Annotated in this window: 19 protein-coding genes; 10 read left to right on the top strand and 9 right to left on the bottom strand. The window is 68.7% G+C overall.

Annotation, left to right across the window (positions count from 1 at the left end; genetic code table 11):
* Positions 1-91 precede the first annotated feature (91 nt).
* From ACFXPL_RS28355 to ACFXPL_RS28365, 3 genes are all read right to left on the bottom strand, one after another.
* The gene (locus ACFXPL_RS28355; RefSeq protein ID WP_384924872.1) at positions 92-1,888 is read right to left on the bottom strand and encodes a DUF885 domain-containing protein; all 1,797 of its coding nucleotides are present in this window, start codon (positions 1,886-1,888) and stop codon (positions 92-94) included.
* Complete coding sequence (locus ACFXPL_RS28360) at positions 1,888-3,495, bottom strand: gamma-glutamyltransferase (RefSeq protein WP_384924874.1); 1,608 nt, start codon at positions 3,493-3,495, stop codon at positions 1,888-1,890. The genes ACFXPL_RS28355 and ACFXPL_RS28360 overlap by 1 nt, the downstream gene beginning before the upstream one ends.
* Before the next feature lie 186 nt (positions 3,496-3,681).
* Positions 3,682-4,899 (bottom strand): PucR family transcriptional regulator, encoded by a 1,218-nt coding sequence (locus ACFXPL_RS28365; RefSeq protein ID WP_384924876.1) that lies wholly within the window; start codon positions 4,897-4,899, stop codon positions 3,682-3,684.
* A 447-nt stretch (positions 4,900-5,346) separates the two neighbouring features.
* Here ACFXPL_RS28365 and ACFXPL_RS28370 point away from each other — a divergent pair, with 447 nt between their 5' ends.
* The 4 genes from ACFXPL_RS28370 to ACFXPL_RS28385 are packed head-to-tail and all read left to right on the top strand — an operon-like array spanning position 5,347 to position 10,577.
* Complete coding sequence (locus tag ACFXPL_RS28370) at positions 5,347-6,861, top strand: ABC transporter substrate-binding protein (RefSeq protein WP_384924878.1); 1,515 nt, start codon at positions 5,347-5,349, stop codon at positions 6,859-6,861.
* A 19-nt stretch (positions 6,862-6,880) separates the two neighbouring features.
* Positions 6,881-7,822 (top strand): ABC transporter permease, encoded by a 942-nt coding sequence (locus ACFXPL_RS28375; RefSeq protein ID WP_384924880.1) that lies wholly within the window; start codon positions 6,881-6,883, stop codon positions 7,820-7,822.
* The gene (locus ACFXPL_RS28380; RefSeq protein ID WP_384924882.1) at positions 7,819-8,694 is read left to right on the top strand and encodes an ABC transporter permease; all 876 of its coding nucleotides are present in this window, start codon (positions 7,819-7,821) and stop codon (positions 8,692-8,694) included. Before ACFXPL_RS28375 ends, ACFXPL_RS28380 begins: the two co-directional genes overlap by 4 nt.
* A 23-nt stretch (positions 8,695-8,717) precedes the next feature.
* Positions 8,718-10,577 carry a dipeptide ABC transporter ATP-binding protein gene (locus tag ACFXPL_RS28385; RefSeq protein ID WP_384924884.1) on the top strand — a complete coding sequence of 620 codons (1,860 nt, stop codon included), beginning with the start codon at positions 8,718-8,720 and terminating at the stop codon, positions 10,575-10,577.
* A gap of 27 nt (positions 10,578-10,604) precedes the next feature.
* On the opposite strand, the gene ACFXPL_RS28390 is transcribed toward ACFXPL_RS28385, so the two are convergent.
* Both ACFXPL_RS28390 and solA read right to left on the bottom strand, forming a co-directional pair.
* Positions 10,605-12,569 (bottom strand): alpha/beta hydrolase family protein, encoded by a 1,965-nt coding sequence (locus ACFXPL_RS28390; RefSeq protein ID WP_384924886.1) that lies wholly within the window; start codon positions 12,567-12,569, stop codon positions 10,605-10,607.
* A 76-nt stretch (positions 12,570-12,645) separates the two neighbouring features.
* Positions 12,646-13,863 carry an N-methyl-L-tryptophan oxidase gene (gene solA / locus ACFXPL_RS28395; RefSeq protein WP_384924888.1) on the bottom strand — a complete coding sequence of 406 codons (1,218 nt, stop codon included), beginning with the start codon at positions 13,861-13,863 and terminating at the stop codon, positions 12,646-12,648.
* 337 nt (positions 13,864-14,200) lie between these two features.
* Between solA and ACFXPL_RS28400 the strand changes: the two genes are divergently transcribed.
* From ACFXPL_RS28400 to ACFXPL_RS28415, 4 genes are all read left to right on the top strand, one after another.
* Positions 14,201-15,448, top strand: a complete 1,248-nt coding sequence (locus ACFXPL_RS28400) for an amidohydrolase family protein (protein WP_384924890.1) — start codon at positions 14,201-14,203, stop codon at positions 15,446-15,448.
* A 213-nt stretch (positions 15,449-15,661) separates the two neighbouring features.
* Positions 15,662-16,996 (top strand): MFS transporter, encoded by a 1,335-nt coding sequence (locus ACFXPL_RS28405; protein ID WP_384924892.1) that lies wholly within the window; start codon positions 15,662-15,664, stop codon positions 16,994-16,996.
* A complete protein-coding gene (locus tag ACFXPL_RS28410) occupies positions 16,993-17,919 on the top strand; it encodes an alpha/beta fold hydrolase (RefSeq protein ID WP_384924895.1) in 927 nt (308 codons plus the stop codon). Before ACFXPL_RS28405 ends, ACFXPL_RS28410 begins: the two co-directional genes overlap by 4 nt.
* A 134-nt stretch (positions 17,920-18,053) precedes the next feature.
* Positions 18,054-20,237, top strand: a complete 2,184-nt coding sequence (locus ACFXPL_RS28415; RefSeq protein WP_384924897.1) for an alpha/beta fold hydrolase — start codon at positions 18,054-18,056, stop codon at positions 20,235-20,237.
* Between the two features lie 343 nt (positions 20,238-20,580).
* Here ACFXPL_RS28415 and ACFXPL_RS28420 read toward each other — a convergent pair whose 3' ends face one another.
* Complete coding sequence (locus ACFXPL_RS28420) at positions 20,581-20,982, bottom strand: SDR family NAD(P)-dependent oxidoreductase (protein WP_384924899.1); 402 nt, start codon at positions 20,980-20,982, stop codon at positions 20,581-20,583.
* Positions 20,983-21,264: 282 nt separating this feature from the next.
* On the opposite strand from ACFXPL_RS28420, the gene ACFXPL_RS28425 reads away from it, so the two are divergent.
* Positions 21,265-21,603: a hypothetical protein gene (locus ACFXPL_RS28425; RefSeq protein ID WP_384924901.1), complete on the top strand. Its 339-nt coding sequence runs from the start codon at positions 21,265-21,267 to the stop codon at positions 21,601-21,603.
* 138 nt (positions 21,604-21,741) lie between these two features.
* On the opposite strand, the gene ACFXPL_RS28430 is transcribed toward ACFXPL_RS28425, so the two are convergent.
* Positions 21,742-22,101: a hypothetical protein gene (locus ACFXPL_RS28430; RefSeq protein ID WP_384924903.1), complete on the bottom strand. Its 360-nt coding sequence runs from the start codon at positions 22,099-22,101 to the stop codon at positions 21,742-21,744.
* 318 nt (positions 22,102-22,419) lie between these two features.
* The gene (locus ACFXPL_RS28435) at positions 22,420-23,304 is read right to left on the bottom strand and encodes a phosphotransferase (protein WP_384924906.1); all 885 of its coding nucleotides are present in this window, start codon (positions 23,302-23,304) and stop codon (positions 22,420-22,422) included.
* A gap of 268 nt (positions 23,305-23,572) precedes the next feature.
* Here ACFXPL_RS28435 and ACFXPL_RS28440 point away from each other — a divergent pair, with 268 nt between their 5' ends.
* Entirely contained in the window at positions 23,573-23,695 is a 123-nt protein-coding gene (locus ACFXPL_RS28440) for a hypothetical protein (RefSeq protein WP_384924908.1), read from the top strand.
* Between the two features lie 375 nt (positions 23,696-24,070).
* Here the strand turns inward: ACFXPL_RS28440 and ACFXPL_RS28445 are convergent, their stop codons facing one another.
* The gene (locus ACFXPL_RS28445; RefSeq protein WP_384924910.1) at positions 24,071-25,711 is read right to left on the bottom strand and encodes a phytoene desaturase family protein; all 1,641 of its coding nucleotides are present in this window, start codon (positions 25,709-25,711) and stop codon (positions 24,071-24,073) included.
* Positions 25,712-25,751 lie beyond the last annotated feature (40 nt).

Raw genomic sequence — 25,751 nt, forward strand, 5'->3', positions numbered from 1 at the left:
CAACGGCCCGATCACTGCCCAGGCCTGATCAGTCACTTCATGACGACGCACCACGAACGGACCAACGACCAACCGACATTGCGGACACGCCCTAGCGCCCTTCTGCGCCGGCTCTCTCGTCGCGGTGCGCCCGGGTGAGTTCTTCCCGGACGTACGCCGCGACGAGGGGGAGGGGAAGCCCGGATCCCTGGAGCACGGCGTCGTGGAAGCCGGCGAGGCTGAAGTCCTCTCCGAGCGTCACCCGGAGTTCCTCGCGAAGCTCGTACAGGAAGTCGTCGCCGAGCTTGTAGGCCAGCGCCTGCGCGGGGATGTCGCAGGAGTAGCGGAGGGTCTCGGAGTTGATCTCCGCCGTGTCCATGAAGGCGTTCTCCCTCATGTACGCGCGGGCCCGCTCCAGGGTCCAGCCGTGGGCGTTCATGCCGGTGTCCACGACGAGGCGGGATGTGAGGAAGGCTTCCATGACAAGCCGCCCGAAGCGCTCTTCCGGCTCCCGGTACATGCCGATCTCGCCGGCGAAACGAGCCGCGTACTCGGCCCACCCCTCGTCGAACGCGTTGACCGGCGCATGACGCCGGATCGGGTGGAAGTGCGTGGCCTCGCGTTGTGTGGCCATCTGGAAGTGGTGGCCCGGTACCAGCTCGTGATAGTTGAGGGCGGCCACCATGGGCAGGGCGGCCCGGGAGAGGTTCGCCGCGTTGAAGAGGTAGAGCCCGCGGTCGCGATCCGGCTGCGGCGGAGAGTAGTAGCCGAATGTCATCGTGCCTGCCGAGGCCGCGGGCAGTGGCAAGACGCCATAGCTTGCGCGTGGCCGCGAGCCGAAGTAGGTGTCCACCTCGGGGGCGAAGCGATCGATGTAGCGGTTGAAGAAGACCGTGATCTCTTCCGGCGTCGTCGCTCGCCAGGCGGGGTCGTCCGCGAGGTGCGCGAGGTATTCGAGAGGGTTTCCCTCGAAGCCCACCTGAGCGACGAGCGCGCGCATGTCCGCCCGGATACGGGCCATCCTCGCGTGCCCGCGATCGTGCACCTCGTCGGGCGACAGATCCAGCGTGGTGTGGATCCTGACCAGCTCCGCGTAGACCTCTTCTCCGCCCGGATACTGGGCCATCCCGACGATGTCCGGAGCGCGGTCCGTGTACGCGGGGCTTTCGAGAAGCTCCACCAGCCTGTCGAAGGCGGGATCGACCTCCGCTGTGATGCGAGCCTCTACGAGGTCGAGGTGGGAGAGCCGAGGAGACCTCTCGGCCACCGCTCGCAGGACGCCCCGGGCCACGTCCTTCAGGCCGCGGACAAGTGGTGCGGCCCGTACGAGCTGTGCGGCAGGCATGAGGATGCCGCGGTCCGCCTGACCCGCGGTGCGTTCGCCGAGCTGACGCACCAACCGTCCGTATTCGTCGATGAGTACGAGGTAGCGGTCGATCGTGACCTCGTCCCCGATCGTCACCTTCCCGAGCGCCTCGTGCACGATGTTGAGCAGGAAGCCGCCGGAGTAGGCGGCCGGTGCGAACATGCTGAAGAACCCGACCCCCATCGGGTCGAAGACGAGCCAGTACCAGTCCTCTTCGCGAGCCCATCGCGCGGCCATGGTGCGCGATGCCGCGAGCGTGATCGCGAGGTCCCGAGGCAGGAGGTCCGTGTCCACCCGCGCGATACGGGCGAGGATCTCTTTGCCGTCACGCGTTCTGTGCGAGACCGTGTCGGGCCCGATGTCCGGGAGCCGGTCCACGGTTCGCCCCAGCTCACGCGAGGCGTAGGGCGTCTGCGAGACAACGCGCCAGGTCTCGTCGAGGATCGCTCGGGCGGCCGACACGGCGGCTTCTGCAGAGGTGTCCACAGTGGCACCCGCAGCGGCGTCCACCGCGGGGTTCGACGTTTCCTTGTGGTCCGGCATCAGAATCCTCCGGCCGATCCCTCGCGGCGCGGCCCCGAACCTGCGTGAAGCACGTTCGACTCGCGCCAGGCGGTCTGGTAGCTGCCCATGTGATAGTCGTATTCAGGGAGGGGGTTGACGAGGACCCCCAGCTTCGCGAGACCGCTGACGTACTCCCGGCTGACCCGGCTCTCGACGGAGAGCACGTAGTCGTCCGTGAGCGGGAGCATACGCGGCAGCTCCTCGGCGGCGTGAGGACTGTGCCCGTAGAGCACGACGTTCGCCAGGGTCTGGGGCACCGTGCAGTGGATGTTTCCGGGACTCCCCAGCGAGGCCACGAGCCGGCCCGCCCGTCGGATCATGGTGTTGCTCAGCACGGCCCGCATCCCGCCGCCGCCGGTGAGCCAGCCCGAGATCGGCGATGCGAGGGATGTGATCTGGTGGCTGCCGACCATCGGAACGCCGCCCACCACTTCGCCCGGGATGCCACCGCCCTGGAGTGTGTTCATGAGCTGTACCCAGTTGCCCTGCGGGTCGATCGCCGTCAGCTCACAGCTGCCGGCCGGCTGCTTCGACGCACCGCCGGCCGCGAACAGGGCATGGCCGCCGAAGGCCAGTTCGACGTGTGACGTCAAGTCGATCCTGGGAAGGCTCTTGTGCAGCTTCTTCGCCAGGAACCCGTGGAAGTCCGGGTCCAGGAGGACCGGGCTGGGGTCCTCGAAGACCGCGGGATCGTTGATGAAACCGGTCTCGTGCTGCGCGAGACGGAGAGCGTGAGCCATGAAATAGCCCGCTTCCGGCGACTCTGTGAAATGCCCCATGGCGGGTACGTCCAAGGCGTCGAGGACACCGATGACGATGGCGCAGAAGACGGCCTGCCGGTCCGGGGCGGAGAGCTGGGAGATCTCGTAGTCGCCGATGTGCCAGCGCGCCGGTGCGGCCCAGCGGGGGGTCGTCACCAGGTCGTCGGGTGTGATCCCCCACCCGAGCTGTGCCGCGCGCGCGACGAACCGCTCGGCCCATCCGCCCGTGATGAAGTGGTCGGGGCCCTCGGCGGCGAGAGCGGACATCGTGTCCGCGAGCGCCTGGCTCGCCCACACCTCGCCGACCTGGGGGAGATGGCCGCGCGGTGTGAAATGCTCTCGCCCCGACGCGGTGTAGAGGAAGAAGTCTACGGTCTGGGCGAGGACGAGATGCTCGAACGAGGTGACCTCGTGCCCGTCCCGCGCCGCCTTCACGGCTGGAGCGACGAGGTCGCTCCAGCTCTTGGTGCCGAACTTCTCGTGGATCGCCTTCATCGCGGGCATGAATCCCGGGACGACCGACATCGGGCCCCTCGTGCCGGCCGGCGCGTACAGACCCTTGCCGCCAGGGACCGGGTGGTGGGGGGCGAGACCCGGAACGATCCGGCCCATCGAGTTGAGTTCCGTGATCTCGCCGGTGGCCGCCGAGTGGAACAGACCCGTGACAGAGCCCGCGTGGTTGGTCATGTCCTGCTGAACGACGGCCTGCACGATGCTTCCCGCGACGACGGCGTCAGCAGCGCTCCCGCCCGCGTGCATGACTTCGAGCATGGTTTCGGTGACCGTGGGGTGCTGGCTGGAGGCGACCGCGCGGTCGGCGCTCACGTACCCCTTCGCACCGACCCGGCCGCTCCCCTCCGCGAAAGTGAACGGGCTCGCTTTCCGGCCCATGGCGTGTGCCCCCTGTATCGACGGTGTCCTACGGGGGAACGTACGCAGAGCGAGCATTCTGGGCTTCAGCGGATGGTCGGACACGGCGACGCTCGTTTTCGACATCTGTAGGGGATGCGTTTACCTGTCCGGTGTCTCCAGGTCAATGAGTCGCGCGATCTTGAGCCCGAGGTGCGCGATGAGCCGGTCGTCGCCGTTGGAAAGGTCGAGACCGGTCAGCTCCTGAATACGGCGCAGACGGTAGTAGAGGCTCGTGCGGTGGGCGAAGAGGCGTTCGGAAGCGGTCTTCACATCACCCGCGCTGTCCAGGAACGTCTCCAGGGTCTGGATGAGCGAATCGGCACGGGAGCCCTGCTCCATGAGCACACGCAGGCCGGGATGGAGCATCGAACGCAATGTGCTCTCGGGCACCTGGCCGAGCAGTTCATAGACGCCGAGACGCTCGACCGGAGTGACCGGGTCGAGTGTCCGCACCCGCCGGCAGATACGGATGGTGCGCAGCGCCTCGTCGTACGAGGACGTGACCTCCGCGAGGTCGCTGCGCGACCGCCCTATCCCCACCCAGCACTCGTCGGCATCCGACGCGGCGGCTACCGCATCGCGCAAGGAGCCCCCCAGCGCGATGAGTTCGTCGCGTGCCGAAGGGCCCAGCGGTTCGGCGGTGATCAGGATCGCTTGGTTGCGCCGTTCGAAGGTGAGCACGCTCTGTGGCGCCCGTCTGCTCCGGACTGCCGCGAGTCCCGAGGCCAGGGCGAGCTGGTGCCCGTCCGTCGCATGCCCGCCGGGGAGATCGATCTCGGCGACGAGCACGGCGTAGGAGCCCGCGCCGAACAGTCTCTCTTCGATGATCTCGGCGGCAGCCGCTGAGCGTTGGGCGTCGGCGTCGTCGAACAGCTGCTTGATCAGCGCGTGTTCGCGGTCGCGGTCGAGTCCGGCCTGGAGATAGTCGCGGTGCATGATGAGCGCGGCATCGGAGGCGGCCCCGCGCGCGGCATTATGATGCTCTCCCTCCACGGGGCCCTCGGACGTCAGAAGCCAGACGAAGCCCAGGAGCGCGCCCTGGTGGATGATGGGGTGACCGATCCTGCCGTCGTCCAGGCCGAGGTCCTCGCGAGGCGTGACGAAGAAGAGGCCGGTGGCGCCGTCGCGGCACGCGTAGACATGTTCGGCGACCACTTTCGGCACCGCCCGGCGGAGGACCGACTCGGCGCGGACCCGGTCCACCTTGCCCTGGTGGGAGCTGTGGGCGAGCAGTCGAAGACGAGCATCGTCGATGGCCGCCGATCGTCCCAGTCGCTCGGCCAGGCTCTCCGCGATGCGCTGAAGGGAATTGGTCACTCTCCGATGCTAGTGCCGGTCACGTCACCGGTAATCGCGCGCGATGTTTCCGCCGCGTGAGGCGTCGTCGCCCCGGTCTCGCTGAAGGGTTCGCCGCGAAGCTTCGACATCTGTCTCAACGGGGGCCGGGCCTTTGCGTCACATGCACGGCGCGACGCAGGTCACAGCGTGGTTCATTGACAGGGCGATGCCGACGAGGCGTCGGCCGAACCGCGGATGCCGACCAGCGCGCGGTCCACGGTAACAGGAACTCAACACAGGAGAAACGAGCGACGCCATCTCTCCGGGGGAACGGCCCATGAACGAAAGGACACAGCCATCAACGCCACGATCGCACCGCGAGGACAGAACCCCCTTCGCCCGCGCAGGACTTCACGCGCGCGTTTCACGCTGATTCCGATCCTCACCGCCACCGCCGTCGCGCTCGCCGCCTGTAGTCCCTCCGGTGTGGGTGACAGACCCAGGGGCACGGGCGTCGCGAATTTCGGGATCACCCTCGGCGCCTCGCCCAACTCCCTCGATGTGACAGGGCACTTCGACACCAACGCCATGGCCATCATGTCGTTGTTCACGGAACCCGTCGAGCGGCTCAGTGGCGACGGATCGCTGACGCCGAACCTCGCCGTAAAGGTCACGGAGCCCGATGACGTCACCATCGTCTACACACTCCGGGAGGGAGTGCGCTTCAGCGACGGCACACCGCTGACCGCGGAGGACGTCGTGTGGACGATCAACCACGTCAGCGATGCCGACGCGGGCGCGGCGACGTCCTCGCTGATTTCGAGCGTCGCCGGCGCCAAGGCGACGGGTGAGCTGGAGGTGACGGTCACCCTCGACCGCCCGGATCCGACCGCCCGGCAGTCGCTGGCTCTCGTCGCGCTCGTCCAGGAGTCACGATTCGCCGAAAAGAACAGCGCGGAACTCGGACAGCCCACCGCCGTACCCGTCGGCACGGGGCCGTACCGCGTGACATCGAGCTCCGCCGAGTCCGTCCGGCTCGAACGCAACGAGAACTACTGGGGCGAAGCCCCCGTGCCCGACACCGTCACGATCAGCTTCCTCGGATCCGACGACACCGCGCAGCGCGCGATGCGATCGGGCTCGCTCAACGGAGCACTCGTCGCCAACCCCGTCACCCTGCCGCAGTTCGAGAGCATCTCCGGAGTGACGGTGTTCTCCCGGCCCGCGCTGCAGGCGGAGTACTTCTCGCTCGACACGACGGTGGCTCCCTTCGACGATATCCACGTCCGCCGGGCGATCGCGCACGCGATCGACCGCGAGGGCGTGATGCACGCGGCGTACGGGGCGAACGCGAGCCTGCTCCGGGGACTCGTGCCGCCGGGGACGCTGACGCCCATCGCGTCCCAGGTCGAGGTGGACGCGCTCCTCGACGAACTGAAGGCGATTCCCTTCGACCTGGACGCCGCGGCCGACGAGATCGCGCGGTCGCGTCATGCCGGCGGGTTCGAGATGGAAGTCGCGGTGATGCCCGGCACCTGGATGGAGCTCGCCGCCCTCAACCTGCGGGAGAACCTCGCATCGTTCGGTGTCACGGTGAAGGTCCGGTCGGTGTCGTCCCAGGAATGGGTGCAGACGATCTTCGGCCACAAGACGACGGCCATGTTCCCGATGTCCTTCGGGGCGGCCGTGCCCGATCCGGGGCTTCTCCGGCGGGTCGTGAGCGAGGAGGCCCGCACGCAGGCGGGCGGGTACAACTTCGCGAACTGGGCCCCGGAAGATCTGCGGACGCCGGCGGCGACCCTCGTGGACAGCCGTGATGACGCCGAGCGGTTCGCGGCGGCCAGGACCGTCCTGCTGCGCATCGCGGAAGAGGTTCCGTACATCCCGATGTACCAGCCGCAGTTCCTGATCGTTCTCGGCGAGGGCTTCTCGTTCAGCGAGGCCCCTACGGCGATCGACATGGCAAGCGGCATCTGGATGCGGCGGCTGATCGCCGAATAGGCCAGGGAGGCCGGACCACGTGCTCACCTTCTTGCTGAAGAGGATCGCGTCGATCCTCGGGGTACTGCTCCTCGTGAGCTTTCTCATCTTCGGGCTGCTCGCACTGAGTCCCGGGTCGATCGTGTCGACCCTCATCGGGACACGACCGGCGACGCCCGAACTCGTCGCCGCTCTTGAGGAGCGGTACCGCGTCAATGATCCGTTCCTGGTGCAGTACTGGCACTGGCTGACGAACATGCTCCAGGGCGACCTGGGCACCTCGGTGCGCACGGGTGAATCCGTGCTGACCCTCATCTCGTCCCGGTTGCCGCTGACGCTGCAACTCGCCGCGTACGCAATCGTCCTCGTCGTCGCTGCCGGCATCCCGCTGGGCATGCTCGCGGGCATGCGGCGTGGTCGCGCGGCGGACCGGATCACGAGCACGGCGGCGATCGTGGCCATGAGCGCACCCGCCTTCGCCATCGCGATCCTGCTGATCTGGGTGTTCGGTGTCCGGCTGAACTGGCTGCCGGTGTACGGGCCGGGCGAAGGGTTCGCCGAGCGCGTGCGACACCTCACCCTGCCCGCCGTGTCGATGGCGGTGGCGATGTCGGCGCTCCTTCTGAGACAGACGAGAGCCGCCACGATGCACGTGATGGACCAGGACTACGTCACGTTCGCGAGGGCCCGGGGAGTGGCGCGGGGGAAGGTCCTCACGCGCTACGCCCTGCGCAACACGGCGCTGCCGATCATCACGGCCAGCGGAGTCGTCCTCATCGTCGCCCTGTCGGGAACCGTCCTCGTGGAGCGGGTCTTCGCGCTCCAGGGGGTGGGCACGCTCATGGTCGACTCCGTCAACCACAACGACATTCCGGTGGTCCAGGGACTCACTCTGCTCGTGGCCCTCCTCATCGTCGCCGTCAACCAACTCGTCGATCTGCTGACCCTGGTCATCGATCCGCGAACGAGAGGCCGGTCATGACCCTCACCCCTCCCGCGACCGCGGCCGGACGGAAAGTGTGGCGGCCGGCTCGCGGGATGCCGCGCGGCGCGCTGGTCAACGGGACCGCGATCACCGTTCTCGTGCTCGTCGCGGCATGTGCGCTCGCCGGCGAGCTGATCGCCCCTCACGACCCGATGACCCAGAACCCCCTCACGGGTGTCGCGCCGCCGGGCGACGGCCACCTCCTGGGAACGGACGTACTCGGGCGCGATGTCCTCTCCCTCCTCGTCGCGGGTACGAGGTGGGCGATCCTCGGACCTCTCGTCGTCGCGATCGGGTGCGGGCTCATCGGCGGTGTCCTGGGAATGATCGGGGCCTACTACGGGGGAGCGCTCGATTCCGCGATCAACCGTTTCGCCGATCTCATCTATGCGCTGCCCTCCATCATCGTCGCGATCGTTGTGGTCGGTGTGATCGACGGCGGCTACTGGACGGTGGCGGTCGTGCTCACCTTCCTCTCCATCGCGTACCAGATACGCATCATCCGCAGCGTGACACTGGCGCAGGTGACACTGCCGTACATCGAGGCGGCGAGAACGTCGGGACTGTCGAATCCACGCACGATGCTGGCCCATGTGCTGCCGAACATCGTGCCGACCGTCGTGGCGACATTCCTCCTGGACATCGTCACAGCGATGGTCGGATACGCCGCGCTGGCCTTCCTCGGGATCGGTGTCCCTCCGGGGACGCCGAACTGGGGATCCATGATCGCGACCGGCCAGACCTACCTCTTCATCAACCCATGGCTCGCCGTCGCGCCGGCGATCGCCCTCATATCGACGGCCACCTGCGCGACCCTCCTCGGTGATCGGCTTCACGAGGCCGCGGGACGGAAGGGAACGGTTCGATGACCGAGCTACGTACAGGGGAAGGCATGGGGAACGACGCACGGCTGTTGTCGGTGTCCGGGCTGACCATCCGGGCCGCGGACGGACGCACGCTCGTGAGCGATGTCTCGTTCGGGCTTCGCGCGGGCGAGACGATCGGCATCGTGGGGGAGTCGGGCAGTGGGAAGTCCCTCACGGCCCGGGCGATCACGGGGCTGCTTCCGCGTGACATCCAGGCGGAGGGGGAGGTGACTCTCGACGGGGGCTCCGTGCTGAGCGCGCCGGAGTCGGTCCTGCGCAGGATGCGTGGCCGGAAGATGAGCCTCCTCATGCAGGATCCGTTCACGATGCTCAACCCCGTGCAGACAGCCGCGACCCACGTCGTGGAGTCGTTGCGCGATCCTGCGGCGCATCGCGGCGCGATGAAGGCCGAGATCGAGCGTCGCCTCGCCGAGGTCGGTCTCGCCGCCGACGTGGCGGCCCGCTATCCCTTCCAGCTCTCCGGAGGAATGCGACAGCGACTCGCGATGGCGTGCGCTCTGGCCGGTGACCCCGAGCTGCTCATCGCCGACGAGCCGACGACGGCGCTCGATGTTATGACACAGAGTGAGGTGCTCGCCCTTCTCGGGAAGATCACGCGGCAGCGCGGGATGGCGCTCGTGCTCATCACCCACGACCTCGGTGTCGCGTTCTCGGTCTGCGACCGCGTCCACGTGATGTACGCCGGGTCACTCGTCGAGGAAGGGCCCGCGCGCGACCTCGCCGAGACCGCCGGACATCCCTACACCGTGCGCCTGAAACTCGCCGAGCCGCCGTTCGACCACTTCGCCGCGCGGTTGAGCACGATCCCGGGGCGCGTTCCGCCGGCCGACTCCGTAGCGACGCGGTGCGCCTTCGCCGCGCGGTGCTCGTGGGCGGCCGATGTCTGTCGCGACGGGCGTCCGCCGCTCCGCCGGATCGGCCCCGCTCGGAGCAGTGCGTGCGTGCGGATCGACGACATCCGTGACACCCTCCAGCGCGAGATCGGGAAAGGACCGCGGGCGAGCCCGCGGCCGGCGGCCGGCACGGCCCCTTCACTCCTCGTCGTCGACGATGTGCGCAAGTCGTACACGAACTCGCCCGTCATCGGGAAGCGGCGGACGGTCACCGCACTGCGGGGCGTGTCATTCGAGCTGGGCGCCGGCGAGTCGCTCGGGCTCGTGGGCGAAACAGGATCCGGAAAGAGCACGATCGCCCGGATCCTGCTCGGCCTGGCCACCGCCGACGCGGGACGGATCACGCTGGGCGATCTCGATCTGGCGTCCTATCGCGCGCTGCGCCCCCGCGAGCGCCGCGAGGCACGCAGAAAAGTGCAGATGGTCTTCCAGGACCCCTACGCGTCGCTCAACCCGGCGCGCACCGTCGGGGGCGTCCTGAGCGAGGTCCTGCGCGTCGCCGGGCGTGACGAGCACGCGGACGGCGTGGCGGAGCTTCTGACGCGGGTCGGGCTTCCCGTCGAGTACGCGACTCGGCTCCCGTCGGACCTGTCGGGCGGCGAGCGGCAGCGCGTGGCGATCGCGCGCGCTCTGGCACGCCGGCCGGAACTGCTGATCTGCGATGAGCCCGTGGCGGCACTGGACGTCTCCGCGCAGGCCCAGGTGCTGTCCCTGCTCCGGGAACTTCGTGCCCGGCACCGGATGGCGATACTTTTCATCACCCACGATCTCGCCGTGGTCAGACAGATGGCCGAAAGGCTCATCGTCCTGCGTCATGGAGAGATCGTTGAGGCGGGCTCCGTCGAAGAAGTCCTCGAAAAACCGCGGCATCCCTATACCCGCACGCTCGTCGACGCGGTCCGGAAGACTCGCGGCGCCGTCGGCCCGGTCGCGGAGCCCCTCACCGACCCGGATGCCACGCCGCCCGGCTGAGCGCCCGTTACCGGGCGCCCGGCCGGGTCACGCCGGCATGTGCCGGTCGAACCACAGGGTGACGCGAGTGAGGAAGTCGGCCATGGCCGAGTAGCTCCGGATGCCGTGCCCCTCTTCGGGATAGATCACGAGGGAGGACTCGACGCCGTGAGCCGTGAGTGCCTGATGGAACTCACGCGCCTGAGCGGCAGGCGTACACCGGTCCAGCGCGCCGGCGACGTTCAGGCACGGTGTCCGTACTCTGCTCGCCCGGAGTACGGGGCTGCGCGTGTGAGCCATCGTCCCCGGCGTCTCGGGATCCGCCTTCAGGAACGCCTTGCCCCAGCCGGCGACATTGCTCGTGAACGACTGGCTGTACCAATTGGTCACGGGCGAGATGGGAACTGCCGCGGCGAAGCGCTGATCCTGAGTGACCAGCCACGAGGACATGAATCCGCCGTAGCTTCCGCCGATCAGTCCGACACGAGCGGGATCGACGAGGCCGCGGCCGACGAGGTCATCGATGCCCGAGAGGATGTCGGTGGTGTCCCGGCCGCCCATGTCTCCGACGACCCGTCCGGCGAAGTCCTGGCCGCGTCCCCCGCTTCCGCGCGGGTTCGGGCTCAGCACCGCGTAGCCCCGCGAGACCAGCAGCGGAACCCACGGATACCGCATCGACCACGCGTCCTGGAAGGCCCACACCGGGCCGCCGTGGATGTTGACGACGAGCGGGAACGGACCGTCGCCCTCCGGTACCGCGAGCACCCCTTCGATCCGCAGTCCGTCGGGCGCTGCCCAGGAGACGGCGGCCGACGAGCCGCAGACCGACAGCAGGTAATCCGTTCCGGCGTGCTGGACGGAGGCGAGGACCTCCGCCGAGGCCGCCGAGACCCTGACGAGCTGATGCGGAAGCCGGTAGGCGTCCTCGACGACGAGCGCCTCGCCCGACGACGTGAACGCGGCGTCCGGGTAACGGTAGCCCGAGGAGCGGGCGGTGGACCGAAGCTCCACCACGGCACCGGTCTTCGCGTCATAGCGCGCCAGTACGGAGTCGAGCCCCCGCTGTCCCGCGTATCCGAGACGGTGGGGAGCGAACCACTCGGCGGCTGTCACATCCGTCCCCGCCGTGTCGACGGTTGATCTCGCGTCGGACGCGAGATCGATGACGATCAGATCGCCGGCCATCACCTGGCGATCGCTGCACACGCCCTCCACCACGCTCGCGTACCGGCCGTCCGCGGAGGCGGCGGGAAGGGCCAGCTGGACCTGGCTCACCAGCACCTCGCAATATGACCTGTCCGAGGGATCGATCATCGCGAGTGTGGAGTCGTACCACGAGTCTTCGCTCGGAGAGCCGCTCGTGATGGCGAGAAGGCGATCGGGACCGCACCAGCTCGCCTCCCAGCAATTCACCCCCTCGGGCGAGGCCGGAGCCAGAGCGCCGGTGGTGACGTCGTAGATCCACAGTGTGCGCCAGGCGAACTCGGGAACACCGCTTTCCACGGTCGGGTGCCACGCAGGGAGTTCGGGATTGGCCCTCGCGGTCGTGCCGGACCCCTGGCCGCCCGGGAGATCCGCTCCGTTGCCCGCCACACCGATGAGCACACGGTCTCCCGCGGGCGACCAACGCAGGTACTCGACCGTCCCCTTGACGCGTGGGGCGGCCACGGCTTCGGGCTCGGCGAGCGAGCGCAGACAGAGCTGGAACCCTTCTTCGCCGTGCGGGGCACGCAGATACGCGAACCGTGTGCCGTCCGGCGCGAACCGCCCGCCCAGTGACGCGCCGTCCGACGAGGCCGCGGGAACGAGCGCCCCCTCTTCGACGGTGAACAGCCGCGGGACGGGCACGCCTTCGAGCCGTTCCAGCACCGACCCCGTGACAAGCACCCGTGAGCCGTCCGCGGACACCTCGGGCTCCGAGAGGGCATGCGGCCGTCCGAATGCCGGCGCGTGCCAACGCAGCAGATGGTCCTCGACCGCGGCGAACTCCTCAGTCCCATGAACGTGGTGCACGGTTCTCTCCTTCCGGCCGGTCTCCGCCGAAACTATCGCGCGGCGGCCCTCACGGCGCGTCGGTGGCCCGTACGCTTCAGTCCCCGGAGACGGCCGTGGGGATCGCCTCGTGCTCCTGTGTGCCCAGGCGGAACGTGGGTACGAACGCGGGATCGACGATCGCGGGCCGCGTCAGGCTGAACGACGTGATGTCGTGAGCGGTGTGGCCGTGTGTGGTGAGATCGGCGAGGATCTGTCCGACGAGGCTCGCGAACTTCCCGGCGTGCCCCGCGCCGTTGAAGACGGCGACATGCGGATGCCCCGGAACCGTGTCCAGGACGAAGTCGCGGTCGGCGGGCATGTCGTACACGCAGGTCTTGCTCGAAAGCGGCGGGCCGGCCGCACCGGGCAGATACTCCGCGAGGAATGCCCGCAGGAGACACGGTTCCTCGCTGTCGCCCTGGAAGACACGCTCGTCGCTGGTGATGAAGTGGCCACGCATATCGCGCGCGATCTTGACCGCGGCCTCGCCGTAGACCGGGAACCCGTAATGGACCTCCGAGCCGTGGTGGATCCAGATCGGGAACCGGTCGGGCGTGAAGTCGACGAGTTGGGGGGCCGAGAAGTAACCCACCTGCTCCTGCGAGAGCGTGAGACGGAAGTTCAGCCCGAGGTCGGGCATCAGGTCATCGAGCCACGAGGCGGCGGCGACCACGAGGTTGTCGGCGTGGAGCTCGCCGTCGGCCGTTGTGACGGTGACGGCGTTGTCGTGGATGCTGATCGACAACGCCTTCGTACGCGGGCGGAACTCCACGCCGTTCGCGAGCGCGAGCGAGGTATGTGCCGAGACCGACTTGCGGATGTCGAGGATGCCACCGTCGGCCTGGTACACGCCCAGGGTGTCGTCGGAGACGCGCCACTGCGGATACCGCTCACGGATCTCGTCGGCCGTCAGATTCTCGTACGCGATCGAGGCGGCGTCCATCGCCGCCCGGTACTCGTCGATCTCCGCCGCCGCCGAACTCCCGGCCGCCGCGAGGTCGAGGCCGCCCGTTCGCAGGTAGAGGGGGAGACCGGAGCGTTCCTCGATCAGATCCCACGCGTCGAACATGGCGCTCGTGAGCCTCGTGTAGTCGTCACGGTGGTACGCCCGCCGGATCAAGCGCGAGTGGTCGCCGGAGGACCCGAGTGTGTTGATGAGATCGAACTGCTCAAGGACGACGACACGTTCGGCGCCGGCCTCCGAGAGCCAGTAGGCGGCGGCTGAGCCGATCGCTCCTGCGCCGATGACGATATGCGAGTGTCCCTTGCTCATGACTGCCTCCCGTATCACGTGCCCTGTGGCTACATTCGCCGGTCGGATGTCCGCGATGCGACAACGGTGTGTGCGAGATCGGGGCGTTGTTTTCGACAGGTGTCGTATCCGCTGCCGCAAGGCCGTCCACTGTGGACTGATGTCGAGATCCGGCACCGCTCGTTTCGGCAGATGGCGGAATCACCCCACCCGGTCATCGGAGTAGGTTCGTTGAGGAAACACACGACGACGCGGAGGGGCACACCGCCGTCCGCCATCGCTCCGCAGGCCATGACGCCCGGACGCACTGACCCGACAGGACCGAGAACATGTCGAACGAGACCACGGCAGCCGCTTTATGAGCTCGGACCACTGGTCGGACTACTGGATCGTCGGAGCGCGGATCATCGATGGCACGGGTCGAGATCCTGTCGACGGGTCGGCGATCCACGTCGTCGACGGGCGCATCGCGCACCTCGGCCCGGCTCCCGCCGACGCCCGGACCCTCGACGCCGGGGGACTGCCGATCACCCCCGGGCTGATCGACGCGCACGTCCATATCGGGCAGTCGAGCGATATCGGACCGAGCCTGAGGCGCGAGCTCTCGCCCGCCGAGATCGCCGCGGACATGTTCACGACGTGCGGTAACACGCTCGACGGGGGATTCACCACGGTGAGAGACGTCGGCGGCATCGACGCGGGGGTCGCCCGAGTCGTCGCGTCCGGAAAGGTCAGAGGGCCGCGAATCCTCCAGAGCGGCCCGATCCAGTGTCAGACGGGTGGTCACGGTCACCTCGCCGCGGACTGGGAGCCGACGGCTGACTGGCATGACCACGCGATCCCGGGGCTGCGCGCGCTCTCGCTGCTCTCCGACGGCCCCTCGGAGGTTCGCAAGAACGTCCGCGAAACGTTCCGGCGCGGCGCGGACTTCATCAAGATGTGCGTCACCGGGGGAGTCGTGTCCACTCACGACAAACTGACCGACACGCAGTTCAGCGTCGAGGAGATCGCGGTCGCCGTCGAGGAAGCGGCGGCCCGCGGAACGTATGTGACGGTGCACGCGCACAACAACGCGGGAATCCGCAACGCCGTCCGCGCCGGGGCGAAGTGCGTCGAACACGGATCCGAGATCGACGAGGAGACGGCGACGCTCATGGCCGGCCACGGTGTGGCGCTCGTACCCACTCTCTCGGTCGTGAAGGCGCTGCTCGAAGACGCGACGGAGGCAGGGCTCCCGGCCGGTACGAAGGAGCGGGTCGGACCGGTTCTCGACGGGCAGATCTCCGCGCTGCGGATCGCGCGGGCGTCGGGCGTCAAGGTCGGCGTGGGCTCTGACCTCATCGGGCCCCACCAGCGGCTCCGCGGTCGGGAGATCACTCTTCGCAGCGAGATCGAGACACCGATGGAGGCTTTGGTCGCCGCGACACGTGTCAACGCGGAGATCCTCCGCCTCGACCACGAGACCGGCACCATCGAGGTCGGCAAGCTCGCGGATCTGACGGTGTGGTCGTCCGATCCCCTGGCGGATCCGGAGGTGTTCGGCGATCCCTCACAGGCCGCGTTCGTCATCAAGGGCGGCGAGGTCGTGAAGGACACGCGTCGCTGATCGAGCGCGCGAGAGCAGATCCGACGCGTTGTCCGGGGACAGAGAATGAGGAAACGACCGATGTTGTACCGCCTTGATCGGAAGCACGGCCGGAAGGCCGCTGCCGGCGAGCCCGGATCCGGCGAGCTCGGATCAGCTCAGCCCGGATCCGCCCAGCCCCTCCGCCGCGAGCTCTTGATCGCGTTCACACTGCCGACGTTGATTCTCGGCGTCATGCACGGCCCGGAGGGCCTCATCCAGGGCGTCTACGCCAAGCACGCAGGCATCTCGCTCGGTGCGCTGGCGGTGGCGATGCTGCTGACGAAGATGTTCGACGCGCTCACCTACCCGCTCATCGGATACTTCTCCGACCGCACGTACGCGCGCACCGGCACCCGACAGTCGTGGAGCATCGCGGGCACCGTTGTGTCGGTCGTGGGGATCTGGTTCCTGTTCCGTCCGCCGCAGGAGGCGACGGTCGTCTACTTCGGGATCTGGATGGCCATGACCTACCTCGGCTGGAAGATGATCGAGATCCCTCTTCAGGCATGGAGCTACGGGCTGTCCGCCGACCACAAGCAACGCGGCCGGGTGCAGGGGTGGCGCGGCATGGCGCAGGTCCTCGGCCAACTCGTTTTCTTCATGATGCCCTTCCTCGCCCTGCGGTGGGGTGTCACGGACAGCACAGAGCTCGACTTCCGCAGTCTCGGCATGGTCGCGACGATCTGCGCGGTGGCGCTTCCCGTCGCGATCGTGATCCTCATCGTCAAGGTGCCCGCGCGCGCCGCGGTGCCCCCGGACATACCGGAAGCCGCCGCGCCGCGATTCCGTATGAGGGAGACATTCGCCGCGGTGCGGGGCAATCCCCCGTTGCTGCGACTGCTCGCGGCGTTCCTGCCGGTGAACCTGCTGGCGGGCATGAGCACCGGTCTCGCCTACCTCTACATAGACACCTACCTCGGCCTGAGCGCCGAGCTACCGGGCATCATGGCCACCGCGCTGCTGGCGAGCGTGGTGGGGATCCCGCTCTGGACGGTGCTGTCCGTACGGTTCGAGCGCCATCGGGTCTGGGCGTGCGCGCTGATCCTCGGTGCCCTGGCCTGCGGCGCGTTCACGCTCGTGGGGCCGGGGCCGAGTGCGCTCCTCGCGTGCTTCGTCCTGTTCCCGGTGATCACCTTGGCGCTCACCGGTTCCGTCATCGTCTACACGATGTCGGCGGACATCGTCGACTACGGCAGGCTCCACACCGGCCAGGACCACGGCGGACTGTACGGGTCGATGTTCGCGTTCCTTCAGAAGTCGCTCATGGGTGTCGCCGGGGCCCTTGGGCTCGCACTGGTCGGCGCCTTCGGGTTCGACGCCACAGCCGCGGTGCAGACCGTGCCCGCGGTCATCGGCATCAAGGTCGCGTTCGCCATCGCACCCGCTCTCGGGTTCCTGGGTGCCGCCGCCATCATCTGGAACTATCCGCTCGACAAGCGGAAAGTCGAGGAGATGCAGACGGCGCTGGCGGCGCGAGCCGAGATGGCCGAAGCGCCCCACGCCCCGAAAGCGGATGATGGATCATGACCAACGGTGAATCGGGCGAAGACAGCGCCGCGCGGAGCGTCCCCCTGATCGATCCCGCCCCTCGGTCGATGACCTTGGCGGACGGCAGATGCGTGACGTGGCAGGAATTCGGTGTGCCCGACGGAAGGCCGGCGCTCTATTTCCACGGTGGCGGCGCGACGAGTCTGGAAGCCGGGATCTTCCACCGTGAGGCGGTGCGCCATCATGTGCGTCTGATCGCCGTGAACCGGCCGGGCGCCGCCGGCTCCAGCCTCCGCGCCGGACGGCGGGTGGCGGACTACTCGCTCGACCTCGTCGAAGTGCTCGACGATCTTCAGGTCGACCGGTTCGCCTGCTTCGGCGAATCCAACGGCGGGATGATGACGATGGCCGCGGCGGCGACCATGGGCGCGCGGGTCCTGGGTGCCGCGCCCATCAACCCCACGGTGCCCTGGTTCGATCCGGTGGCCCGGAGCGTGTCGTCCTCGTCGGCGGCGATCGGCTACCGGTTGATCAAGCACCTCCCGAGGGCGGTCGCCGCGCTGGACGCGAACGCCGCCGCCCGCCGAGGCACGCGGAAGCCGCCGCCCGCCGCGCCCCGACAGCCGCACGATCCGGCGAACCTTGAGGGACCACCTCCCGGAATCGAGAGAGATGTCGGCGAGTTCCAGCTGCGCGTGATGACGGAGCGGGCCGGAAAGCAGGCGCTTCTCGCGGAGATGGCGTGGGCGAGTGCGGACTGGGGATTCGACCCGTACTCGATCCCGGCCCCCCTGGACTTCTTCTGCGGAGTGCACGACGCTCAGGCTCCGTTCGCGCTCATCCTCACGGACCGCAATCCGGATGCGCGCTTCCACCACTTCTCCTTCGGGCACAGCGGGTACGCGCATCCGGATGCCCGGCGCCGGATCGTCGAGACAGTGGCCGGCTACTTCGGGCAGTGAGCCGCCGGTCAGGAGCGGCTGGAGGGGCCGGCGTCGCGGGTACGGGGGAGCGTTCGACAGCCGTAGCGTTCGGCGGGAGGATATTCCACGGTGGACGGACGTCCGCAATCCCGGCATTCGATAGCGTCGGGGGCATGTTGAGGATGTTCGAGCGCTACCAGCACGCGACCGCTCTCGCCCCCGGAAAGCTCATGTCTCTCATGCGTAACCGACGTGTGGACCCGGTGTGGACAGGCGACGGCGATGAGTTCTGGTATCGACGGGAGACACGCGACGACGAGGAGTTCGTACGGGTCGACCCTGCGTCGGGTACGACAAGGACGGCCGGAAGCCTTGCCGAGCTGGGCATACACAGCGCGTCCACGGTGGTTCCCCCGGGAGTGCTGCTCGGTCCGGACGGCCGCGGGCTGCGGCGTCGCGATCACAACCTGTGGCTGGTCGACGGCGAGCGCGAGACACAGATCACCTTCGACGGCGAACCGGATTTCGCCTGGGGCGCGCTGTCCTCCGACAACAACATGGTCGTACCCTTCCGGCGGATGGGGCTCGACCTGCCGCCGGTTGGCACCGCCCATTCGCCGTCCGGTCGCCGTGTCATCACCATGCGACCCGACGAACGACGCATGGCGGCCAAGTACATGGTCGAGAACCTTCCGCCGTCGGGGGCGGCCCGGCCGCAGGTTCACGAATGGAAGGTTCAGCTGGAGGACGAGGGCGCTCCGCCTCCCCCCGAATGCCGTGTGATCGATCTGGACACGGGTGAGTGGGCGTCCGTGGACGCCGCGGACGGTCTGGTCGCGCAGCTGATGGTCAACGGCAGCAGTGAGATCACCTGGTCCGCCGATGAGGCGCGTCTCTACCTCTTGCACCACCAGCAGGGCGGATCCCGTGCGGCCATCGTCGAGATCGACACCGTCACCGGCGAACGCCGCGATGCCGTGGTGCTCGACGAGGGGCCGTTGTACGAGCCGAACCAGTTCCTCTACAGCCTGCCGCTCGTCCGGGTGCTTCCCGACAGCGGAGAGGCGCTGCTGTTCTCGCAGAGCGACGGGTGGGGCCACCTCTATCTCCATGACCTCACGACGGGTGAGCGCAAGAACCGCGTCACCGATGGTGACATCGTCGTGCGCGACATCCTGCACCTCGATACCGAGCGACGCGAGATCACCTATCTGGCGGGGACGTCGTCGGACGGCGGCAATCCCTACTGGCGCCGGCTCTATCGCGCCGGCCTCGACGGCGGCACGCAGCGCCTGTTGACCCCCGAGCCGGCCGACCACGATCTCGTGGCGCCGGAACCGCAGTTCTTCCACCTGGTCTTCGGCCAGGGAAAGCCGCCCGTTCAGAGCATCAGCCCGAGCGGCCGTTTCTTCATCGATCATCAGTCGACCGTCAGTGATCCGCCGGTCATCCTGTTGCGCGACGCGGAGAACGACGGTCGTATCGTGTGCGAACTCGAGCGCACCGACGTCGGCCCCCTGCTCGACGCCGGGTACGTGGTGCCGCAAGCGTTCCGCGTCAAGGCGGACGACGGCGTCACCGATCTCTGGGGTGTGCTGTCCCTGCCGGAGCATCCGATCGACGCACACAGCATCCCGGTCATCGAGGACGTGTACGCCGGCTATCAGACAACTCATTCCCCGCACGCGTTCGTCGGCGGCAGCAAGATGGCCGCCCGACAGGTTTACCTTCCCGCCTACAACGCACTGGGCTTCGCCACTGTCATGCTCGACGCGCGAGGCACCCCCGGTCGCGACCGTGCATTCCGGCAATGGACCTTCCAGCACTTCCACACCGGCCGCGGTCTTGAGGACCACGTGACAGCGATCACGGCGTTGGCCGACGAACACCCGCAGCTGGACCTCGGCAGAGTCGGCATCGTCGGGCACTCCTACGGCGGGTACAACGCCGCGAGGATGCTTCTGATGTTCCCGGACTTCTACCGGGCGGCGGTGAGCAGCGCCGGAGTCCACGATCCTCGGAAGATGCCGTCCGGCAGATGGGACTGGCACCTCGGTGGGGATGTCGATCGTGAGAGCGACGCCTATCTCGGACTCGGCAACGTACAACTCGCTGATCGGCTCGTGGGCGACCTGCTCATTATGTGCGGAGAGATCGACGAGAACGCTACGGTCGATCACTCTTACGCCCTGGCGGATGCGCTGATCCGCGTGGGCAAGAGGTTTGACTTCAAGATCTGGCCCGGTGTGGACCACTACCGGATTGGCCCCTATGCGTCCATGAACGTCTGGGACCACTTCGTGCGAAGCCTGTACGACGAGAAGCCGCCGCGCGATTTCGTGCCGGAGCGGGGCTGAGCGCCGCTGAGGCCGTTCCGGTCATGGCCTCGGGCGGTAAAAAAGGGTTCGCGGTGGCGCGCGGGGTCTCACGGGGGACCGGGTCGTCCGAGCGGTCCGTGGGCCGGATCCTCGCCGCCAACGCCGCCACCGCCGCCACCGCCGCCAACGCCGACCACGCCGTCCTCGCGATCTCCCTCGCCCTCGAACTCGACCGGCACCGGCATCGGCATCGCACCGACACTTCCACGCTGACTGTTCCGGCCGTTGCCCGGCCCAGTCCGATCCGCACCGTCGCTTGCGCGAGGCCGGCCTCAGCAGCGTGGAGAACCAGCAGATCCGCTGCTCGTCGGGCCGGGGCCTGTCAGTTGACGGGACCGAGTGAGAAGCCGCCGTCGACGACGACCTCGGCTCCGGTGGCGAAGGCGGCCTTGTCGGAGGCGATGAACGTCACGAACTCGGCGATCTCGGAGGGGCGGGCCTGACGCGGGATGGCGAACGCCTTGGTGGGGACGAGTTCGGTTCCGTCGGGGCCGTAGGCGAGCGGTGTGTCGATGATGCCGGGGTGTACGGCGTTGACGCGGATCCGGTCGTGGGCGAGTTCGGCGGCCGCGGCACGCATGAGACCGCGCGGCGCCCACTTGCTGCTGCTGTAGGCCGCCAGCCCGGGGCCGCCGACAGTCCGGCGATGGAGTTGATGTTGACGAAATGCCTGAGATGGGGCCTTTCTTTCTGATTTTCTCCTCTTGGGAGCTTGCCGAATCACTGGTTGGCCTGGGCGGTGCTCTCGACGAGGTGGGAGGCGCGGCTCTGTGTGTGCTCCGCCTTGAACTGGTGGAGTTCGCCACGTTGTCGGGCGTTCAAGTGAGTTACAGGAGGCCGGTGGTCGAGGTCGGAGACCCGGCGGTTGGTGAGCGCGGCGGGGTGGCTCTTGCCGCGTGATTGCTCGTTTCGGTGCAAGGCTTCGGCACGGTCCGGTTATTGCAGATTTACCGCGTCTCGCAGTTTTTCCTGGAACGGGGTGGGTGCATGGCTTTGACCAGCGACAATGATCCTCATAGACATTGTCGTTGAGATTCATGTGCCCGTTACGGAAGCCCCAGGCGCTCCGGAAGGTTCCTCCCCTTTCCCGTGCATCGACCAGGTCGAGGACTTCCTCGCTGAGCAGGAGGCGGCGGAAGCGTATGACGACGGCGAGGAGTGCGATGGGGTGTACGTCTTCTTCATCGCCGGGGCTACTGAGGAGGTTCTCCTCGACGTGGCGTCCGGCACGGCTGGGCTTCCGGGCATTCCGGGCGGAGCGTTCGCGATGGTCACGAACGATGAGGCGGAGGAGGTCGGTCTCGGGCGCCGTGTCGAGCTGCAGGGCTTCGGCGTAGTTGCTTGACGCCCTGTTCGTGACGATCTGTCGGCTCGGCGGGGTTCCGGGAACGTGACAGGCGCGGACTTCCAAGATCATGGAGGTCTCGACGCTCTGTGATCCGGGTGGAAGACCGTGCCTGCCGACGCATCCTTACCGATCCCGTTAGTTGCCCACCGAGTCGTCGAGCAACACCTCCGGCTTGGGTCCGGTCCCGGCGAAGATGAGGTTGCGGAACTCTCCGGAGGCGCCGCGGGGTCCCAGCTGGTCCAACTGGTCCTCCAGCCGCTGGCTGCCGAGCTGCTCGACCACCTTCCGGGCCAGATCTACCAGTTCGGTGAGTTCGTGATCCTCCAGGAGCGCCCGCACGTATTTGCTTTTGCCGCCGCCGTTCCAGTCGGCGGCGTCGGGGGCGTCAAGGCCGAGGCGGCGGCACACCCCCGGCAGCGTGTGCCAGGTAGTGGTGCTCTCCAGCTCGTCGGTGATCAGGCCGCGTAGCTGTTCCGGCCGGAGCAGGGTGTTCATCGATCCGCCCCGTCGAGTTCCCCGGTGCTGCCCGGCCTGTGGTTCCGGCGGGTGTTCACGGCCTTCGGACAGCTCAACTTTCCGCCCTTTCGACGCTGTTGGGGGGACACGTGCCGTCGATGCTCCGCCTGTTGCTACCCATGGGGCATTCTGCGTAATCAGGCAGGATGAGGGCGCAGATCCGGCCGTCGGTCTCACGGTGTCGCGTGCCTTCGGTACGGCACGCAGGGGAGCGCTCTCGGCGATCTGCGTGCGCAGACGTTCGATCTCGTCGTACTGGGCGGCCAGCCGGGAGTTCGCCAGGGTGGTGTACGGCGCTTACGGCCGGTCCTCCCTCATGAGCCGGTCCAGGGTCCGCCGGCCCCGGGCAGTGACCTCGGCGTCACTGTTGTCCGGGCCCCAGGCCAGGCAGTTGACCGCGTCCAGCGCGGTCAGGCAGCGCAGCGCGTGCCGCTCGACGTCGGACAGCTCCCGCCCGTAGGACAGGAGGAACGACTTCTCGCGGTCCGGATGGTCGGCCCACTGGGTGGTCGCGAGGATGACGAAGTCCTGGACGCGGGCGGCCGGCCGGGACCGTTCGAAGTCGACGAGGGCGAGCCCGTGCTGGGACCACAGCCAGTTCCTCGGCTGGTTGTCGCCGTGGATGTAGCCGACGGGCACCGGGCCGACGCGGCGGAGCCGGGCGGCGTGGTCGCGGATCAGCTGCTGCTCGTCCTGGTTGAGCTGGTCCCCGGCGCGAGCCAGGTGCTTCTCCGCTCCGTCAGCGGCGGCGGGCAAAGAGGTTTCGGCCTCCACCCGGTCGCCGCGATCGAGTGGCCCGGCTTTGTGGAGCCGGGCGCAGAGCGTTCCGGCCTGTTGGTGCACGGTCCGCCACTCGACGGCGCCCAAGCCGAGGTCCTTTGCCGGGGCGCCGGGGACCGCGGTGAGCAGCAGGGCCAGGTCCTGGGCGCGGCTGTCGACGAGGTGGGGCGCCCGGGTGTGTCCGAGGGCGTGGACGACGTGGCGGTATGCCCGGGTCTCGCGGGTGAAGAACTTCACCGAGGGCGAGATCTTCAGGTAGTGGTGCACCTCGCGTTCGCCCTCCAGGTCCCACACCCGGGAGCGGTCCCAGTCGTGCGAGGCGTCGCGGACGGACACGACGGAGCCGATGCGTTGTTCCGCCCAGCGCCGCAGTGCCGCGGGCAGCGGCTTCGTCGGGCTCATCCGGCAGACCTCGCGCCCGGGCGCGAGGCGGCGGAGGGGCAGGGCCCACTGTCATCAGGTTCGGTGCGATCGGGGAACACGGTTCCTCCGGGGGTTGTGGGTCGCGTGGGTCGTCGGGTGCCGGATCGGCCGGCCATGTCGGCGGATCCGGCGGACCCCGGCCGTTTGCCCGACGGCCGGGATCGCCCAAGGCCGGCGGCGTCTTCTCTGGTGACCAGCTGGTCAGGTGGGCATCTGCGGGCGGGGACATTTCGATCGCTTCCCCGATGTGCCGAGTCCGCACATCTCCAGTTGGTGCGACCCGTACATCCGGTTCCGGACCGCGATCGAGAACTTCCGCGAGCTCGGCGAGCGCAGGACAAGCCCGGCGTACTTGGTGCTGGGGCCGTGAACCTGACCGATGGCATCCTGCGGTGCGTCATCGCGGTAGGGGGAGCGGAGTGCCACCTTCGTTCTGACCGTCGGCTATCTGCGGACCTACCGGAAGAAGGCGGGAATCGGCACCCTGGTGTCCTTCACGCTCCGGCCGCCCTGGCCATGACGGGTGCCTGGATCGCGTGGTCCGCGATCTGGTACGCCTTGGGTCCGCCGCTGGGCCCGGGGTCACCGATCGGCTGAGGACTCGTCCGCGAAGCGGCCGGAACCACCGTCCACGCCGGGCCGCTGACCAACAAGCCCTGCCGGGGCGACGGGCGTCTTCTCCGCGCCGGGGAGTTCACGCCGCGAAGGATCCCGCCCCTGGCGCCGCGCGCGGGAATCGCCGCCCTCATGATCGCGGAAGCGGAAACCCCGCATTTCGCCGACGCGGACACCGTCGCCCCGGCCGGCTCCGGAGGTGGGACAGGGCGCCGGTGCGCCGCCGGCGTAGAGCCGCCCGCGCGGCGTTGGCTCCGGGGGCGCCATGAACTCCCCCGCCCGGGTGCGCGGAGGCGGAAGCGAGGTAGAGGCCGGGAACGGGCGTTTCCGGGCGGCCGGTGCCGGGGGTGGGGCGGAAGACCAGTTGCTGGTGCATGGCCGTGGTGCCGCCGTTGATGGCGCCTCCGTGGAGGTTGGCGTCCATGCTCTCCAGGGTGGGCGGGGCGAGGACGCGCCGGGCCCTGATGAGGCCGCGGAAACCGGGGGCGTAGCGTTCGACCTGGGCCTCGACACGGTCCGCCATCGCCTCCTGCTCCCGGGCGTCCCATGAACCCGTCAGCCCGTCGTCGCCGGCGTCCCCCCGCACCCGGTGCGGTACGTGCGTGTAGGCCCAGGCGGACTCGGTGCCCCGGGGCGAGCGGCTGGGGTCGGCGGTGGTCATCTGCCCGAAGAGGGCGAAGGGTTCGTCGGGGACGCGGCCCATGGCGATCTGCGCGGCGAAACGGGTGAGGCCGTCCACGCCCTCCGCGAGATGGACGGTCCCCGCCTGCGCGGCCTCCGGACAGGTCCAGGGCACCGAGCCGTTCAGCGCCCAGTCGACCTTGAACGTGGCGAAGTCCCACTGGAAGCGCTTCAGATCGGCGAGCAGCCGCCCGGGGAGATGCCGTTCGTCCACCAGGGAGCCGTAGAGAGCGGGCGCGGACACACCGGCCAGGACCGCCCTGCGGGCCGCTACCGCCTCACCGCCCGCGGTGCGGACGCCGACGGCCCGGCCGCCGCGTACGACGACCTCGGTGACCCGTTCCCCGCAGCGGACGGCCCCTCCGCGCCGCGCCAGCCGGCGGGCGAGAGCGGCGGTGAGCGCCCCGGCGCCGCCGGTGGGAACGGGGAAGCCGTAGGTCTGGCCGAGCATGGACATCAGCCAGCCGAATCCGCCGCTGCCTGTCGCCTCCGGTGCGAGGTCCGCGTGCAGGGCGTTGCCCGCGAGCAGGAGCCTGCCGCCCTCGCCGCGGAACTCCTCCTCGCCCAGCCGCCGTACGGGCAGCAACAGCGTCCTGGCCAGTCGCAGCCCGCCCGCCCCACGCAGCCGCAGCGCCATCCTGGCCCCCGCGCGGACCGGGGGGAACGGCGTGAACATGGCGTCGAGGACGCCGGTCCGCAGCTCCTCCCAGACCTCCCACAGCTCCTTCCAGGCGGCCCCGTCCCCGGGGGCGAACGCCTCCAGGCTCGCGGCGGTCTCCTCCAGGTCACGGCTGAGCACCGCGCACCGACCGTCCCGCAGGGGGTGGGCGAGCACCTTCGGGGCGTGGCTCCAGCCCAGCCCCTCCCGCTCCAGTCGGAGGCCGGCCAGGACCGGGGAAGCCGCGGCCAGAGGGTAGAAGGCGCTGAAGAGGTCGCTGGCGAACTCGGGATCGACCCCCCGGTCGTGCCGTACGGCGCCTCCGGGCTCGTCCTGGGCCTCCAGGACCTCCACGCTCCAGCCCGCGTCGGCCAGGAGGTTCGCCGCGACCAGCCCATTGGGGCCCGCCCCGATCACTACAGCGTCCGGCATGACTCTCGCTCCCGGCTCGGTGGGTGGCGCCGCGCCCGGT

The sequence above is a fragment of the Streptomyces sp. NPDC059092 genome, from assembly GCF_042756365.1.
Lineage (GTDB): Bacteria > Actinomycetota > Actinomycetes > Streptomycetales > Streptomycetaceae > Streptomyces.